14 protein-coding genes are annotated in these 16,568 nt (G+C 40.4%); 9 read left to right on the top strand and 5 right to left on the bottom strand.

From position 1 onward, the window contains the following. Positions 1–3: 3 nt before the first annotated feature. Positions 4–837: a MipA/OmpV family protein gene (locus ACGHEH_RS15840; protein ID WP_390447153.1), complete on the bottom strand. Its 834-nt coding sequence runs from the start codon at positions 835–837 to the stop codon at positions 4–6. A gap of 235 nt (positions 838–1,072) precedes the next feature. Between ACGHEH_RS15840 and ACGHEH_RS15835 the strand changes: the two genes are divergently transcribed. Beyond that, positions 1,073–2,233 carry a serine hydrolase domain-containing protein gene (locus tag ACGHEH_RS15835; RefSeq protein ID WP_390447150.1) on the top strand — a complete coding sequence of 387 codons (1,161 nt, stop codon included), beginning with the start codon at positions 1,073–1,075 and terminating at the stop codon, positions 2,231–2,233. 143 nt (positions 2,234–2,376) lie between these two features. Here ACGHEH_RS15835 and ACGHEH_RS15830 read toward each other — a convergent pair whose 3' ends face one another. Further along, positions 2,377–2,556 carry a hypothetical protein gene (locus ACGHEH_RS15830; protein ID WP_390447147.1) on the bottom strand — a complete coding sequence of 60 codons (180 nt, stop codon included), beginning with the start codon at positions 2,554–2,556 and terminating at the stop codon, positions 2,377–2,379. Positions 2,557–2,772: 216 nt separating this feature from the next. Here ACGHEH_RS15830 and ACGHEH_RS15825 point away from each other — a divergent pair, with 216 nt between their 5' ends. Beyond that, complete coding sequence (locus ACGHEH_RS15825) at positions 2,773–2,943, top strand: DUF6435 family protein (RefSeq protein WP_390447143.1); 171 nt, start codon at positions 2,773–2,775, stop codon at positions 2,941–2,943. A 265-nt stretch (positions 2,944–3,208) separates the two neighbouring features. Here the strand turns inward: ACGHEH_RS15825 and ACGHEH_RS15820 are convergent, their stop codons facing one another. Then, positions 3,209–4,012, bottom strand: coding sequence for a polysaccharide deacetylase family protein (locus ACGHEH_RS15820; protein WP_390447141.1), 804 nt, complete (start codon positions 4,010–4,012; stop codon positions 3,209–3,211). A gap of 193 nt (positions 4,013–4,205) precedes the next feature. Here ACGHEH_RS15820 and ACGHEH_RS15815 point away from each other — a divergent pair, with 193 nt between their 5' ends. The 3 genes from ACGHEH_RS15815 to ACGHEH_RS15805 all read left to right on the top strand — a co-directional run bounded on the left by ACGHEH_RS15815 (position 4,206) and on the right by ACGHEH_RS15805 (position 7,989). Then, entirely contained in the window at positions 4,206–5,243 is a 1,038-nt protein-coding gene (locus ACGHEH_RS15815) for a GGDEF domain-containing protein (RefSeq protein ID WP_390447138.1), read from the top strand. Between the two features lie 425 nt (positions 5,244–5,668). Next, positions 5,669–6,133 (top strand): DUF3015 family protein, encoded by a 465-nt coding sequence (locus tag ACGHEH_RS15810; RefSeq protein ID WP_390447135.1) that lies wholly within the window; start codon positions 5,669–5,671, stop codon positions 6,131–6,133. Between the two features lie 35 nt (positions 6,134–6,168). Continuing rightward, positions 6,169–7,989 carry a DUF4105 domain-containing protein gene (locus tag ACGHEH_RS15805; protein WP_390447132.1) on the top strand — a complete coding sequence of 607 codons (1,821 nt, stop codon included), beginning with the start codon at positions 6,169–6,171 and terminating at the stop codon, positions 7,987–7,989. A gap of 10 nt (positions 7,990–7,999) precedes the next feature. Here ACGHEH_RS15805 and ACGHEH_RS15800 read toward each other — a convergent pair whose 3' ends face one another. Together ACGHEH_RS15800 and ACGHEH_RS15795 are read right to left on the bottom strand one after the other, a co-directional pair. Beyond that, positions 8,000–9,322, bottom strand: a complete 1,323-nt coding sequence (locus tag ACGHEH_RS15800) for a DUF5690 family protein (RefSeq protein ID WP_390447129.1) — start codon at positions 9,320–9,322, stop codon at positions 8,000–8,002. 141 nt (positions 9,323–9,463) lie between these two features. Then, positions 9,464–10,177 carry a UTRA domain-containing protein gene (locus tag ACGHEH_RS15795; protein WP_390447127.1) on the bottom strand — a complete coding sequence of 238 codons (714 nt, stop codon included), beginning with the start codon at positions 10,175–10,177 and terminating at the stop codon, positions 9,464–9,466. Positions 10,178–10,384: 207 nt separating this feature from the next. Here ACGHEH_RS15795 and ACGHEH_RS15790 point away from each other — a divergent pair, with 207 nt between their 5' ends. The 4 genes from ACGHEH_RS15790 to ACGHEH_RS15775 all read left to right on the top strand — a co-directional run bounded on the left by ACGHEH_RS15790 (position 10,385) and on the right by ACGHEH_RS15775 (position 16,549). Then, the gene (locus tag ACGHEH_RS15790) at positions 10,385–12,760 is read left to right on the top strand and encodes a TonB-dependent receptor (RefSeq protein ID WP_390447124.1); all 2,376 of its coding nucleotides are present in this window, start codon (positions 10,385–10,387) and stop codon (positions 12,758–12,760) included. A gap of 132 nt (positions 12,761–12,892) precedes the next feature. Further along, on the top strand, positions 12,893–13,948 hold the full coding sequence (locus ACGHEH_RS15785; RefSeq protein ID WP_390447121.1) for an alkaline phosphatase D family protein: 1,056 nt from the start codon (positions 12,893–12,895) through the stop codon (positions 13,946–13,948). Positions 13,949–13,967: 19 nt separating this feature from the next. Continuing rightward, complete coding sequence (locus ACGHEH_RS15780; protein WP_390447118.1) at positions 13,968–15,590, top strand: alkaline phosphatase; 1,623 nt, start codon at positions 13,968–13,970, stop codon at positions 15,588–15,590. Between the two features lie 266 nt (positions 15,591–15,856). After that, entirely contained in the window at positions 15,857–16,549 is a 693-nt protein-coding gene (locus tag ACGHEH_RS15775; RefSeq protein ID WP_390447116.1) for a diguanylate cyclase domain-containing protein, read from the top strand. Positions 16,550–16,568 lie beyond the last annotated feature (19 nt).

Raw genomic sequence — 16,568 nt, 5'->3', positions numbered from 1 at the left:
CTCCTAAAATACGTAATGTAAAGACACGCTAATTCGACTGCCTTTATCACTGCGCCCTTCATTGAATTTCAGAATGTTTTGTGAATAAGGACTATCGACAATGCTATCAGCGTAATCGGTGTAACTTAAAAAACCTTCGACTAGCCAATTTTCGGAAATGGGTTTTTTTACTCCCATTTTATAAATAAAGTTGAAGCCTCCATCAGCATTAAAGGTTGGGTGATATTTGGCTGACTCTGGAACACCATAATAATAATCAAGTATTTCGTCATTACGGTACTGTAGTCCTACAGAGCTGAAAAAGTGCCAGTTTTGAACATTCCAACTTTTAGCAAGCCAAGCTGCCGCGTAATGCCCCCCGCTGAAATTACTTTTATTAGTATTAACGCCATAAGTGAACATAGCATCTAGCCCAGCAATGGTACCCATGGCTCTTAAGCCTATGTATGGGGTACTGTTTTTGTTAAAGCTGTCTTCACGATAATTGTAATTGAGTTCGCCATGGGCTGTAGAGAAGATGCTATCAAACTCCCAGTCGCCAACATTAGCGAGGTTATAACCTACAGCAAAGTTGCTCTCGAATTTATCTGAAAAGCCCGGTAACTCAAGGAAAAGGCCATTTTCGAAATAGTAGGCACCTCGCAGACTGAGCCTACTTTTAAAGCCTTCTGATTTATAAAGCCCTTGTTGGTGTTCTAGTACAAGGCCAGTTGAAAAGTAACCGCCGGGATCGCGCTTATTACTAAAAGCATCACTCAAATTGGTTGTGCTTGTTTGAACGTTTGCATAGCTAAAAGTACTGCACACAACTAAAGGTATGATAAATAACGTTTTCATTGCAATTTCTTATGTTTGTTAATTTGCATTCATGTTAAATCGTGGGAGCGGGATAATCCGTATCAGTTTATCCCAAAATGTATCAATGTGTATTAAAAAAAGCGAATAGCTAGCAAAGACTTAGGTTTTTTATGGTCGTTGATACATTTTGCTACAAACAGCTTAATGTCGTTACAACTCGCACGTTTTTGTTTGGTTAGTCTAACTGCAATCTTAATTTAGACAGGATAAAACAATGAAAACCAAACCGTATATTTTTAACTTAACTTGCGTGGCTGTGGCGCTTCTATTAACCGCATGTGGTTCAAGTAATAAAGCTGCTGAAAGTAATGTTCAATCAACACAACCTTTAGAGCAACAGTTTGATTATCAAGCTTTGCTCGATAAGACTGTTGAAGGCGAGATACCTGGGGTCGTACTGTATATTGACTCGCCAACGCTTAAATTTCATGGTGCTGCAGGCATTGCTGATATTAATGAGCAAACGCCTATGCAAGTTGATGCACGGATCCCAAATGGCAGTGCAGGTAAGAAACTGACCGCCTTATTGGCGTCCATGTTAGTTAACGACCAATTGCTCGATTTAGACAAACCCATTACCACTTACTTACCGACGGATATCACTTCACGCGTTGCTAATTCAGAAGCAATCACTACTAGGCAAATGCTGCAGCATACCGCGGGGATAATTGATTATTTAAATGAATCTGATGGTGCATTTTATGATGCTGTGCTGAAAGATCCTGATTCATTAAAAACAGATGCATTTGCTATGAGCTTTGTTTATGGCCAAGAGGCGAACTTTAAAGCGGGTAGTGATTGGGCTTATTCCAATACTGGTTATATTTTAACTGGACTTATCTTTGATGAGTTATTGGAAGAGCACCACTCCAGAGCAATGCGACAGCAAATTTTCGAACCATTTGGTCTTAATAGCATGAGTTATGGGGGGGTTGAGAAAGAGTATGCAAACATCAACTCAGGGTACTTTCTGTATGATGGTGAGCTAATAGATACTAAACCTTATTATAAAAATATTGGTGTGGCAGATGCGCCTGTTGTTGGGACTGCAAAAGATATGGCAGATCTACTAAGCATAATTGTGAGTGGTGAGTATCTAAATTCCGCATCTTATGATTTGTTGCTGGCAGAAAGCAGTTTCATAAATACTAATATAGATGGTTTGCAGTACAGTTATGGCCTATTTAAAGAAATGATTAATGGTAAAGAAGTCATCCACCATCATGGTTCAGAATTGGGGTATGCAACATATAACTTTCATATTAAAGAAACTGATACTACGGCTGCTTTCATAGTTAATTGTAACGGTTACACTCGTTGTGATAACGCTCACAACAAGCTTTATGAAGAAATATTGGTTGAATTAATAAATTAAATGACCAAAAAATGGGTGAACCACCTAAATGATTCACCCATTGACTCGCTAATAAAAGCTTCCTTGTCTGCACTCTCAAGGGAAAGTCAACAAGAAGGGAGATGAGAAACCCAAATATTGATACGTCTACGGCAAAAAATAGTTCAATCTAAGTTGTCTAAATCATCGAACAGGTAATCTAAGCCATGCTGGGATTCAATTTGTGCCAGTTCATGGGCGCTATCTAGATCTCTTTGCTTCTTTCTTAACCTACTGAGAATTTCGTCTTTGTCATGGTTGCCTAACTGTTTTAAGACTGAGATATCAAATTCATCATCATGCATCGCAATCACCTCTATGAGTAACATCACTTTTCAATGAAGCATAATTAGCCAAAAGGACTGGTATAAAATGACCTGGTTAAACTTTTAAGCCTTTCAGTAATTATTGAACGTTGCTTGTTCGAGTTCGGTTCAGTTTTCGGCAAGCACGATATAGAAATCAAAGTTGATCTGATCATGCTCAGAAACGTACTGATGTCTTTGTATAGGAGGGTGACAATGTTTGGTTTGTTTAAAAGAAATCCGAAAAAGAAAATGCGTAAAGAGTATGACGCTTTATTAGAAAAGGCGATGCATGCCCAGCGTAATGGCGACATTAGAAGTTATTCTATGTTAACTGCAGAGGCTGAAAGCTTATGGGCTGAAATAGAAAAACTACCAAATGAATAAAGCCTGCAGAGCAGGTTTATTCAAAAGAATTGTATAGTCTGAAGGTTTGGCTTTTTGTTCCTGGATTGAAAGCAACTTAACTATTTTAAGTCGATTTACAATCAAGCTTTATTCTGACTCCAGCTTGCTTGATAGCCCAGTTATCAAAGTGGCTATCAGATTAAATCATAAATTTGTTCTAAAAGATTTGTAAAACTAGGATGCTGTCCATTGTATGTCTGAATAGAATAAAAAAAACTAAAGTAGAATCTTCAAATTTCTTTATCTAGCTCTTGTCGTTACCTCTGGTTTTCCTGTTTATGTATTCGTTTACGTCTTGAACTGTAGCAAGCCAAAATTCATTTTTTGGATCTTTTATGTATTCAATTAATTGCTGAAGCGCCCCATGGTCAACGGTGTAGGCACCTTTATCGCCAACTTCATGCCCGGCGAGTACGATCCAAGCATTGTCAAATTTAGCTTGCTCAATAAGGGCCTTTAGTTGTTCAAAGGTTTTTCCGTCCATGCTAAATGCACGGATTTGTGCCGGGTCGTAATAGAAAGGGTCATTGGCTGTTTCATCATTCCAAGTTCGGCCATAATTGAATGTTTCGGCAATTAAAGGTACATAGCTCTTTACCTCAGTGCCTCGGCCGACAAAGGTTTGCCCACATGGATAAGCAAATCCTTTAGGGGTTGCACCAGTATGTGACTCAATATATTGCTGGGCTTGTTTAATATCATGTTTTAAAAAGCTTAAGCTGCTTTGTTCAAGTCCTTTATTTTGTTTTCTTAGCCAGCGAAAATTACCTGTGCATAGATGACTTGCTGTGTGGTTTGCGATTTCATGGCCCGCTTCGGCTGCTCGTTTCCATTGCTGTTCTTTGCCCTTCATGTGGTACGGCATAAGATAGAAAGTCGCTTTCACATCATGTTTGTTTAGGATCGGAATGCCTATATCAACTTGAGATTTCCTTGCATCATCAAAGCTGAGGCTTATAGCATATTTCGTTTTGTTGGGGTAAAAGGCGTGACTAACAAGAGAAGTGAACAAGCATAGCGCAACAGAGATTGGAAAAATATATTTCATTTTAACCTTAGTCCTTTCTAATAAATCAATGTTCAAGATATAGTCTTGGGAATAAAGCATCAACTCACTTCTATTTCTAATATGAATAAAACTCAACTTTAGGATTGTATCGATAAATTGGTGTGTTTGTTGTTATAAATGGAATAATCTTTCCTATACTTGAAAAGAACAAAATCTCAACAAAGAAGCGATAGTGAGTATACAAAGTCAGGATTTTTTTTCGATTGAGAAAAAAAAAGTCGCCATATTAAGTAGGGTCGCTTGGTATTGTCTCTATTTGCATGCCGCATTAGTCTTCTTTTTTGCTTACATCGAAGCTTATTGGTTATCGGGGTTAAACATTCTCAGCGTTGTTTGTTGGGCTGTTGGTTTGAATTTGTTATCAAATGGCAAAGTGGCAGGAGGATTACAACTTATTTGCCTTGAAGTGTTAGTGCATTCGGTTGCTGTAAGCCTCACCTTTGGTATTAAGTTGGGCTTTCATTACTATTTGTGGGCCATCGCATGTACTCTATTGGTTGAGCAGACCATCCCTATTTTTCGTTCAATCGCTTTTGCAGTCACAATGATGTTGACGTTTGCCATGTTAGTCACATTCGAATTTCCTAATATTAGCCACTTTCCTTACCCTAACCTATTACCTTACATTCATTTCTCAAATGTATTGATCAGCGGGTTACCGATGATTTTTGCACTTGCCTCGTTACGAGAGATGAGTATTCAGTCACGGGAAGAATTGACTCTAATGGCAAGTAAAGATGCCTTAACAGGATTGCATAATAGACGCTTTGCACAAAAGCATTTAAGTTGTCCCAACTGGTTTGAAAGCTATGGCAAAGACGCTGTGTTTGTTGTTATGGCAGATATTGATCACTTCAAGAGAATTAATGATAGGTTTGGCCATGAAAGAGGTGATGATGTTTTACGTATAGTCTCAGGCATACTTATTGACTGCTTTGAACAGCCGAACTTGGCGATCCGTTGGGGGGGAGAAGAGTTCTTACTAATCGTACATGAAAATGACAAGCATACAATTCAGCGCTTTTTAGATTTAATCACCGCACTCTTGCAGCAACATAAGGTCAGTCGTGAGCAATTAAAGGTGACCCTCAGCTTTGGTGTGGCTAAATGGCAAAAGGGTATGAACTTTGAAACCGCAGTGTCTCGGGCTGATCAAGCCCTTTATGAAAGTAAACGATTAGGCAGAGATAGAGTCACTTATTTTGATTGAGCAATTACGCAAACATTTTCTAACACTTCAAAACATCTCTCTCACAGAACCTAGATGTAATTGGTGTCATATTTAAACTCAGTTTAAAAGAGCGTTGGGTTATTTAGAACAAGGCGATAGACAAACAAAAGTTCTTCATAAACTTGTCTACTAGATAAAATTATTAGGTTCTATATTTTTAAAAAGGCAATAAACAGACTTGAGATGAAATGTTATTACAAAGTTGCCTACATGGGCTTAAATCAAGTTTTATAAATAAATTTAAGCTGTTAAACCAGCTTAGACATTAAGGCTAAATGTAATCGGTTAAAATAAATAACTCATAAATATGCTATTAATTTGAATTAAAAGATTGTTAATTTTTTTTCTACAATATAAAATTTGGATCCCTTTTGGGAAATAAAACTTAAAATAAGGATTTCACAATGTTAAAAGCAACTCTTTCTGCGGCTATTGTAGTTGGCGCATTTTTAGCAGCTCCAGCAAAAGCAAATCAAGTTAACCCTTGGGCTGATTGCGGCATTGGTGCAATGGTCTTCCCTGATAACGGCACTGCGGCTTCTATTTCAAACATAATTTGGGATTTAGGTACTACAGCGGTTTCTTCAAATGTTTCTTCGCAAGAATCTTGTAAAGGTGCAAACGTTAAGACTGCTCAGTTCATTCAGCAAACTTTCCCTGTTCTTGAGCAAGAAATTGCACAAGGTGAAGGTGAGTACGTAGCAGCTATGCTAAACGTACGTGGTTGTGAAGCTGCAGCGCATGCTGACATCGTTTCTGCAATCCGTAACGATTATGCAGACAAGCCTGCTGCTGATGCTCAAGCACTTTATAACATCGTAGAAAGCAAAGTAACTAGCCAGTTCGCTGCTAGCTGTTCTGCAATCTAATCGATTGAGTGGGCATAAATGCCCACTTTCCCTCTATGCTACGACGTATCTCAGCTTTTCTTATTTGTTCTGCTCTTTCATTTAATTCTTATTCTACAACTGATATTGAGCAACTCGCACAACACCCAACATGGTTAAAACTAGGTCACTATAAATCTGCTGGAGATCTTGAAAGCTATGTCATAAGTGATGACTTTTTCTTGTCACCTTCAGGCAAAGACGATCCTTATCTTGAACTTCAAGCGACTATCAACGCTTTTAATTCACGACCTGAAAAACAATGTCGATATCCTGCTAGATACCAATGGTTAAAACAGCAAGGTTTAAAGTTCAAACAACCCAGCAGTTCTTGTGCAGACTTGACACAGTGGCGAGAGAGCCAACCAATTCATTCGGTTAGTTTGGTTTTTGCGTCAGGCTATATGAGTAACCCCGCATCTCTCTATGGTCATATGTTATTGAAACTTAATAGGGCAACGGAATCACATAACAAATTACTTGATTACAGCATCAATTATGGTGCCATTGTGCCTGATAATGAAAATGGTCTTGTGTATATCAGCAAAGGATTATTTGGTGGCTATGTTGCAGGGTTTTCCGATCAGTTATTTTACCGTCATCAACACAATTATGGTGAAGTAGAGCTTAGAGATTTATGGGAATACGAGCTTAATTTAACTGCAGATGAAGTTCGCCTTATTAGTAACCATATTTGGGAGTTGATGGGCGCCAAATACACGTATTATTTTGCCGATGAAAACTGTGCGTTTCACATTGCAAAAGTGATTGAGTTGGTCGCAGGCGATAAACTAACAAATGAGCTGTCACCCTGGGTGATCCCTGCAACTATTTTTTCTAAGCTAGCTGAGGCAGAACATAACGACCAGCCCTTAGTGCGAGATATAAAATTTACGCCATCTCGAAGCAGTGCCTTTTATCAGTATCAACAACAATTAAACGATCAAGAGAATGCGTTCGCAAAACGTATTTTCAAAAATGCGAATTTATTAAAAGGCACAGAATTTAAATCACTGAATATTCAAGCTCAGAAAAAAATTATTGAAGTGCTATTTGAGTTTATTCAGCTTCAACAGTTAAAGCAGTATGAGCCTGAATATATATCTGCGCTGAAAAAAGCTTTAGTTAGAGCAAGGTTGAAGTTGCCTGTTGGTAATGAAATAAAAGTCGAAAATTATCAGCAAAGTGCGCCCCATAAAGCGCAAAAGCCATCAAACTATTCAGTTTCAGCACTTGATGTGGGCTCAAAAGCTCAATCCAACCTGGGCTTTCGCTTAAGTTATTTTGACTCACTCGCATCGGATATTGCGCGGGTACCTTATTCGAATTTAGAGATGCTAGATGTTGAAATCGCAGTTCGTGATTCGAATATGTATGTGGATAAACTTCACATTCTCGACTTAGAATCTTTCAATCCAGCGTATACAGACTGGGTAAATGAAGGTGGCTGGTCTTGGCAGCTTAATTTAGGGTTTGAGCGTGATAGAACAAATTGTCAAGGCTGCAAAAGCACGTTTGCAATGGGCGGCGCTGGTAAATCTATGCTATTTAATAATGACCATAGTTTAGTGTATGGCATGGTAAACGGATATTTTGGTGAGCTAGCAAGCACAGCACAGGTTATTGATGCATCTATTGAAATCGGTGTGATCAGTGATATTTACCAAGATATCAAAATGCGTGCTGCCATTGAACGTTTCCACCATAAGCAAATGGCTGAGCTGAGTAAAAATGTTGAGCTTGTGGTACCACTCAATCAGGACGCAGATATTCGTTTAATATATAAATCTTCAGAGCAAACACTTTGGCAGTTAAAGCTAAATTATTATTGGAATTAACTCGTATTTTTTAACCTATCTGCGCTTTCAACTGTGATTGAAAGCGCTTTTGATTATTTGCTTTTTCCTTATAAACAAAATACCCAAGCGAAGCTGCACTTAATAGTACCCCTAAAGCGCCAGTGATAATACTGAGCTCTCGTAAAAATACATTCCAATCCACTTGGGCAATCACAAGGCTTTGGTACACCATCACACCGACTGTGCCTAAATAGCCAAATGAGTCCGCTAAATAAGTTAAAAAACCAACGTTAGCAGGTCGATTAAATGTTGCAATCAAGCGTTCGAATAGAGTGGTCGAGAAAGGCACATAGGCGAGGTAGAGGCCAATGCCATTTAACACCATCCAATAAATAGGGCTCAACATTCCCTGTTGATAGGCGAGCGAGCTTAATAAGGTGATTGTGAATCCAGCAAAAATGAGTAAATGATTAACCACCATTGCAAGGTGGTTGTCTTTAATCAGTTTGAGCAGTGCCACAATGACTAGCACCACTAGTGCAATAGGTAACTCGGTAAGTGTAAAAAGTGCTGGGGCGCCATCAAGGCCAGTTGCTAGCCATACATCGGCAGCGAAACTATCGCGTAAATCTCTTAGTACGGTGAGTAGCACATATCCTATGATCAATAACGTGAGGCCAAAACCAAGTAACTGAAGTAACTCTTTGCGGCTTTCTTTGGTCATGGGCACACGGGCGCAGCGTTGGTCGATATCAGCTTGATTAGGAGGAGGGAGTTGATCAAGCATCCATACAGACAATGCCAACAGAGGTATAAAAAGACTGGCTGTGGCAAATGGCATCCATAACTCAGTCACGCCGTAGTCCATCATTAAGTAGCTACCTACGGTTTTTACCAACCCTGAGGCAACAATAAAGCTTGTGCATAGCCCTGCTGCTAATATTTCCGTGACTCTTCGCCCTTCTAAATAACTAAATACGATACCCCATACCATGCCAAGCGGTAGGCCATTTAAGAGCATAAAAGCTGCGTTGTAAGGCTTTGGGATAAGCGCAAAACCGAGCAGAGCAAGCCAAGCGATAACCACTAAAGTGATGATGGCTTTGGCTCTACCGTGACTTTGTAATTCAGAGATGACTTTAATGCCAATGAATTTAGAGAGCGCATAACCAAAAATTTGTGCCGTTAAATAAAGCGTTTTAAGTGATAGGCCTAACAGTGAGGTGTCGGCATATAAACCAACAGCGACAGGTTTGCGAAAACCATACATAAACGCATAGGTGCTACAGGCTGCAATAATGGCGTAGATGCAAAACAACAGGGTATTACTGCTGAGTTTATGTTTTATCTTGCCGCTAAGCTCAAAGAGCATATGACACACCTTCTAAAAATGCGCCAGTTTGGTACGAACCAAACTGGCTTGGGTAGATGCTCAGTGTAGAGGCTTTATATTGCAGTAGTTTTACAATCTTTTTGTCGCGTTGAACAAATCGAGTGTACTAACTCAGGGTAATTAAAATTGAAGTTTGGCTTTGTTTTCAATCATTAAGGCATCATGACGCCAAAATTCTCGATCGAACTCAAAGGCCGTGCCTTGTTGATCTCTAACGATACGAGTGACTTTTAAACCCAGAGCACCGTCGTAGGTGTCTAAGTGCTGTGCAATAGGATTGAACAAGCAGCAAGATTCCACCGAGATATCGTAAAGCACCTTGTGATGTTGGTAGGTGTTTTTAAGTAACATGCTGATAGACAATGATAAATCATGCTTGTCGATGTCGGGTAAATGCTTGTTACTGAAGTTTAGATCTTCGACAACCACAGCGCGACCATCCACAGAGCGGACACGTAAAATGCTAGTTAGGCTGGCTCTACCATCGAGTTCAAGTGCGGTGGCGATTTCTTTACAGGGCTTTTGTTTTTTCTGCTCAAGTAGCACGGTACTAGGCTGAAACCCTTGCGCTGTGGTGTATTGTAAGAATGAGGCATGCTGCATGGGGTCGTATTTTAATTTTCTTGGGCAGACATACCAGCCACTGCGGTTTTTACGGTAAATAAGCCCCATATTCTCAAGTTGCCCGAGCGCCTGTCTAAGTGTTGAACGGGCAATATCAAACGTTGCACAGAGTTCTCTTTCTGAGGGCAAGCTGCCCGTTAATTGCTGCTCTGTTATTTGTTTGGTTAGCACTTCACGCACTTGGGCGTAGGCAAAACTTTGGGTACTCATTTAGGGTTTTAATTCGCACATTCACTTGGTTTATTTATTGGTATCACATCAGTTAAATCTGAACAAGCGCTTATCTAAAAATAGATTTTTTGGTCCGTACCAATTTTTTAAATAATACATATTTCTGTCAAGTCTCTGTAATAGTTCACCGATAGTATTTTCGCCGTTCGTTACTTTGGTATGTACCAATTACTTTCAGGAATCATAATGAAAACTTTATACTCTACTGGCATCACTAAACCATCTTTACTGGCGCTTGCCGTTGCAAGCGCGTTATCTGCACCTGTTTACGCAGAAGATGACAAAGCAAAGAAAGACCAAGAAATTGAAGAAATCACAGTTGTTGGCAAAAGCGTGTCATACGCTAACAACGCGACATCAGACGAAATGTTCAAACAACAATCGGCAATGACCAGTGCGATGGCGATGATTGATAACCTACCGGGTGTTTTAATCAATGAAGGCGATACATTTGGCTCTGACGATTGGTCAACAACAGTATCAATTCGTGGCTTCCAATTAAGTTTAGATGAGCAGCAAGTAGGTATTACCATTGACGGTATTGCCAACGGTAACTCAAACTATGGCGGTGGTGCTAAAGCAAACCGTTATATTGATACTGAAAACTTAATGGCCGTCGAAGTATCTCAAGGTACTGCTGACGTGGCATCTCGCTCAAATGAAGCGCTAGGCGGTACGCTGAATTTCACCACAATTGACCCTGGCACTGAAAAAGCGGTCATTGCGAGCTTGTCATTAGGTAACTTCGATGCGCAAAAATATTACATGCGTCTTGAAACGGGTGAAATATTAGATGACACATACAGTTGGTTCAGCTACTCAAATTCAAGTAACAGTGACTGGATCACAGGCACCGCAGAAAACAAACGTGACCACTTCGCTGCTAAGTTCGTTAAAGGCATGGACAGCAATTTAGAAATTACCGCTTACCTTTCTTACGACGATGTTCACGAAGATAACTATCAGCGTGTGTCATTAGAGAGCTTCAAACAAAACCCAGAATCAGACGGCCTATTAGGTGAATGGACGGGCGTACCTTATATTGACCAAGTTTACCGCCAAGGTTGGTCAACACTGCGTGAAAACCTATTTGGTTATATCGAGGTGGATACTATATTCGGCGAAGTTGAAGTAAAAGCAAACGCTTACTTCCATAAAAACGAAGGTCGTGGTGACTGGGTGCCACCTTACCTTGTTGATGTTACAAATGATGGCTCAAAAGGCCACAGTGAACTGGTTTCGGGCAATACGGCACAAGGTGGCAGCTCGCTAGGTAAAATCTATTTTGTTGATGCTGATGGTAAGTCACTTTCGCCTATTGCAGGTTGTGAAAGCTCAATCGGCTTCCCTTACGGTGGTGCGGGTGCAGAATACGATCCTAATTGTTATGAAGACGGCGCTCGCCCTGTAGGGTCTTACCGTAACACGCACTATCAAAAAGATAGATTTGGTATTAACGCAGATCTGACTTGGGAAAAACAGATTGGTAATAACACCAATGTGGTTCGTGCAGGTATTTGGTATGAAGACTATGAGCGCTCAGAATACCGTGATTGGCACAAAATCATTGATTCAAAAAGCAGCTATGAGTTTGACCATACACCTTATTGGATCCAGTACGACCGCACTTACCCTGTAGAAACCACCATGCTTTATCTTGAAGATTCATTTGAGATGGAAAGTATCACAGTGCGTGCAGGTCTTAAAAAGTATCTTGTTGATTTAGATAGTAAAGACACTTACACAGGTACCACAAAAGCGGTGAACTCAGATTCTGATGTTTTATTGTCAGCAGGTGCGGTGTGGTACACCCCAGTAGATGGCTTAGAAGTATTCGCAGGCTATGCTGAAAACTTTGCGGCGATTAAAGACCAAGTGTTAGAAGCAGATGCATCAGCACTAGATAACGTTGAAGCTGAAACGGCTGAAAACATGGACTTTGGTATGCGTTACGACAATCAAGACTTCAATGCCAGCATCACTCTTTACAGTATCGACTTCCAAAATCGCTTAACCTTTATTGCACCAGGTTCAGAGTCGGGCAATGACTATCTAGTAGGTACAAACGGTAGCTACATCAATACCGGTGGTATCGAGTCATCGGGTGTTGAAGCATCATTAACTTATTACCCAAGTCAAGATTTCTCTATTTATGTGTCTTACACAAGTAATGATTCAAAGTATACATCTGGTTCCCTCACAGAAAAAAATGAAGAGTACATTAATGTTTTCGGTAACACAGTGTTCGGTTCGGTTGAAGACATGGCGGTAGTATCAGTTGATTGGCAGTCAGAAGTATATTCTGCAGGTGTTTCTACGAAGTGGATAGGCGAGCGTTGGATGGATGCACAAAATACTCAACGTATAGATGGCTATGCAGTCAGTGATCTATATGTCGGTGTGAACTTAGATAATTTTGCCAGTGCACTTAAAGGTGCATCAATCCGCTTTACGGTGAATAACCTATTCGATAAAAGCTATATGGGTGGTGTTGCAGGCGGTTGGGGCGGTTGGATTGGCGCGCCACGTACAGCAGCGCTGAACTTCCAAACACGCTTTTAATCTCCAAACTGAGTAGTACAGGGAGTGCTACGCAGTTTTTTAAATAACAAAAATTAGTTAACAACACAGAGCCTTATTTCATTTACTGATGTGATATAGGCTCTTTTTGCTTCAAAACATGCGAGTTACTCAATGAAACTGAGAACATTTTTAACAGCAAGCCTTATATCGATAGGTGGACTAGTCACTCAAGTTCACGCAGCTGATCAAGTTGATAAAATCTTATTTGGCTCTTGCAGTCACCAAGATAAAGATATTCCAATCTTCAATGCCATAAACAAAGAGCAAGCCGACCTATTCGTATTTCTTGGTGACAACGTTTACGGTGACACTGAAAACATGACGGTGCTTAAGTCAAAGTATCATAAGTTGGGCATTAAACCGGCTTTTGCTCAGCTACGCGCAAATACGCCTGTGATAGCGATGTGGGATGATCATGATTACGGCGAAAACGATGCGGGTAAAGAGTACCCGTTTAAAGAAGCATCTCGAAAAATTATGTTAGATTTTTGGCAAGAGCCGAAAGACAGCCCGCGCCGAACCAGAGACTCAGGTATTTATACGTCGTATATGTATGGTGAAGAATCACAGCGTGTACAGGTGATCATGCCAGACCTGCGCTGGAATCGTCCTGCGCTCAGCTCAATTGGCGAATTTCGTTATTGGTTAAATAGCTTCTTTAACAATGTCGGGCCATATCGTCCTGTTGATGGCGCTACTTCTATGTTGGGCGAAGAACAGTGGCAATGGCTAGAGCAAGAGCTATTAAAGCCTGCGAAAGTGAAAGTGATTGCCTCAAGCCTTCAACTTATTCCTGACTTTACAGGTTGGGAAAGTTGGGCGAACTTTCCTGCAGACAGACAACGACTATTCGATTTTATTGAAAAGCATAAAATTGGTGGTGTGATCATGATAAGTGGCGACACTCACTGGGGTGAGCTGTCAAAGTACCAAGCAAAGCAAAACTATCCATTGTGGGAAGTAACCAGTTCAGGACTTACACAAAAATGGAAAGATGTGAGCCCCAATAAACACAGGGTGGGAGAATCCACATCGGATGTGAATTATGGTTTTATTGAAATTGATTGGCAGCAAGCAGATCCGAAAATTGAGTTTGGGTTAAAAGACATCAACGGCGATGTGACTCACAAACAAAGCATGCCGATGTCAGCGTTACAGTTTAAATAACACCAAGGAAAACGGTGATATGTTAGTTAGAAGACCAGTTTGGGCACTGAGCTGTGCCCTAATATTCATCTCAAATTTATCTGCATGTTCGATGCTAAAAACCTCAGAAAATACAGCCCTGCCAGATATAAATAATCCATCAAAAATTAAAAATATTATTTTGATGATTGGTGATGGTATGGGGCCGCAACAAGTGGGTTTGTTAGAAGAGTATGCGACTCGCGCACCGAACTCTATTTACCAAGGTTACAATAGCGCCATTGCTAAGTTGGCAAACTTAGGTGTCACCGGGCTCTCACTGCATGGGCCTGCAGATAAGCTGGTGGTAGATTCTGCTTGTTCCGCAACCCAGTTAGCAACAGGCGTTGCCGCGGGCAGTGAAATGATAGGCCTGAATCGTGCGGGGCATAAAGTGCCGACGATTCTAGAAAAAGCCAAAGGGCTGGGGAAGTCGACGGGGCTAGTCTCTGATACCCGTTTAACCCATGCAACGCCTGCTGCATTCGCGGCACACCTTATTCATCGTTCAATGGAAAACGAGATTGCTGAGCAGATGATCCAATCTGGGGTGGTTGATGTCATGTTATCGGGCGGTTTGCGTCATTTTGTGCCAAAAAATTATTCTCTGCCTGACAACCTCGAGGGCTTTGAAGCCAAGCTAAAAGCCAGTGAACTTTCGCTTAAATCAAAACGTCGAGGCGATAAAAACTTATTGGCTGAAGCAAGCAGTAAAGGCTATGAACTTGCGTTTAATAAGTCGCAACTACAGCAAACGAAAACCACAAAGCTATTGGGTTTATTTGCCAATAGTGCGATGGCCAATGGTGTCGATACTTCTTATGGTCGTGTAAAGGATCAGCCAAGTTTGAGTGATATGACACAAACTGCTATCAATACCTTGTCGAAAAACGACAAAGGGTTTTTCTTAATGGTCGAAGGAGGTCAGATTGATTGGGCTGGACATAACAATGATGCAGGCACATTACTGCACGAAATGATTAAGTTCGATAACGCAGTCAATGCTGTGCTGGAATGGGCAAAAGACCGAGACGACACTTTAGTTATCGTCACCGCAGATCACGAAACTGGTGGTTTTGGTTTTAGCTATAGCGGTGTAGACTTACCAAAAGCCGAGCAGCTAAATAATCATCAAAAGGATATTTATAAGCCAAACTTTAATTTCGGCGAGTTGAGTATTTTAGATAAGTTATATGCTCAGCAAAAAAGCTATGGTGATATTTGGTATGAAGCTAAAGGTAGTGGGTTCAAACCCAAACCAGAAAAGCTCGTAAAAACAGTGAATAAGTATAGTGAGTTTGAAATTAACAAAGATGACGCTATACAAATTTTAGCTGAGCAAAAGAACGCATTTTACCAACGGGGTCATAAGTCACTGGGTTTGAAAACAGCCAGTAAAATAAATGACTTTGCGCCGTTTTATGTGTATTTGACTGAGCGCCCGCTCAACTTAATTGGCAGAGCACTGTCGAGTAAGCAAAATATCGTCTGGTCAACGGGCACACACACACATACGCCGGTAGGTGTGTTTGTTTTCGGACCTGAAGCTCAAGCTAAACAGTTCAATGGTCTGCATACGCATGTTGAACTTGGCAAAAAAATGCAGCGCCTTTTGCTGCAGTAAAGACAAGAAATATTCTTTAACAAGAGCAGCAAGGCTCTTTCGAGCAAAGTGAGATGGTTTAACCCGTAAAACCATCCCACTTTTATAACTTGACCTGCTAACGAGTAAGCGTGCTTTTACTGAAAAAGTTACGCAGTCGGTATCGGGTACTCTGTTTTTATTGTTTATGTTGATTTAGTAAAGAATTGATTATTTTTGACTAAAACAAAAAAATCACTCTATGTTACAATTTTTTGTAGTTAAAGTAGGTAAAAAGAATATATGCATTGTTGAGTGAATTAAAAGCAAACTTGCGCCGAAGGGCTAAATTTGATGTTGTTGTAGTACTCATAGTGGTATTGCTTGGTTTTATTATTTCCCACCAGTTTGATTTTTTGGAATGGATTTACCAGTATTCAAGGCAATACGAGCACTATGAACTAGATGAGATAGTCCCTACTCTGCTTTTTGGGGTATTGGCCTTTGCCTATTTCAGTTATCGTCGTTGGCACGATATAAAACTTTTAAGTAAGTATCTTGAAGAGCAGTCTTTGACTGAGCCTGTTACACATATCGCTAATCGTCGAGCCCTTTTTGCGGTGCTTGAGCAGATTGCGCAGGAAGATAAACCACAACATGGTTTTATTCTAATATCGGTATTTGGGCTTGATGAAATTCGCAACAAGTTGGGCTTTATCACCGTAGAGCATATTGTGATCGAACTCTTGTACCTTTTAAATCAAGAGCTTGAAGACGACCAATTAATTATAGCTTGGCATACAGGTCAATTTATTGTGCACGCACCAAATTATAACCAAGCCAAAGCCCATTTATTGGCTGAGCGTTTAGAACAAGCTAATAAGACTGCAACACAAGCGATTTTAAGAAAGCTCCATATTCAATCTGCAAGCACCATTGTAACTCGTAAAACCAGTGAAGCTGAGCTGTTAGAGCGTTTAGAAGATAACTTGCTTGATTAGTTTGACTAGCAGAGCGTTT

The organism is Pseudoalteromonas sp. MTN2-4 (assembly GCF_042848605.1).
GTDB lineage: Bacteria > Pseudomonadota > Gammaproteobacteria > Enterobacterales > Alteromonadaceae > Pseudoalteromonas.
The sequence above is the reverse complement of the archived record's forward strand: the minus strand, read 5'-3'. Positions and strand labels throughout refer to the sequence as shown.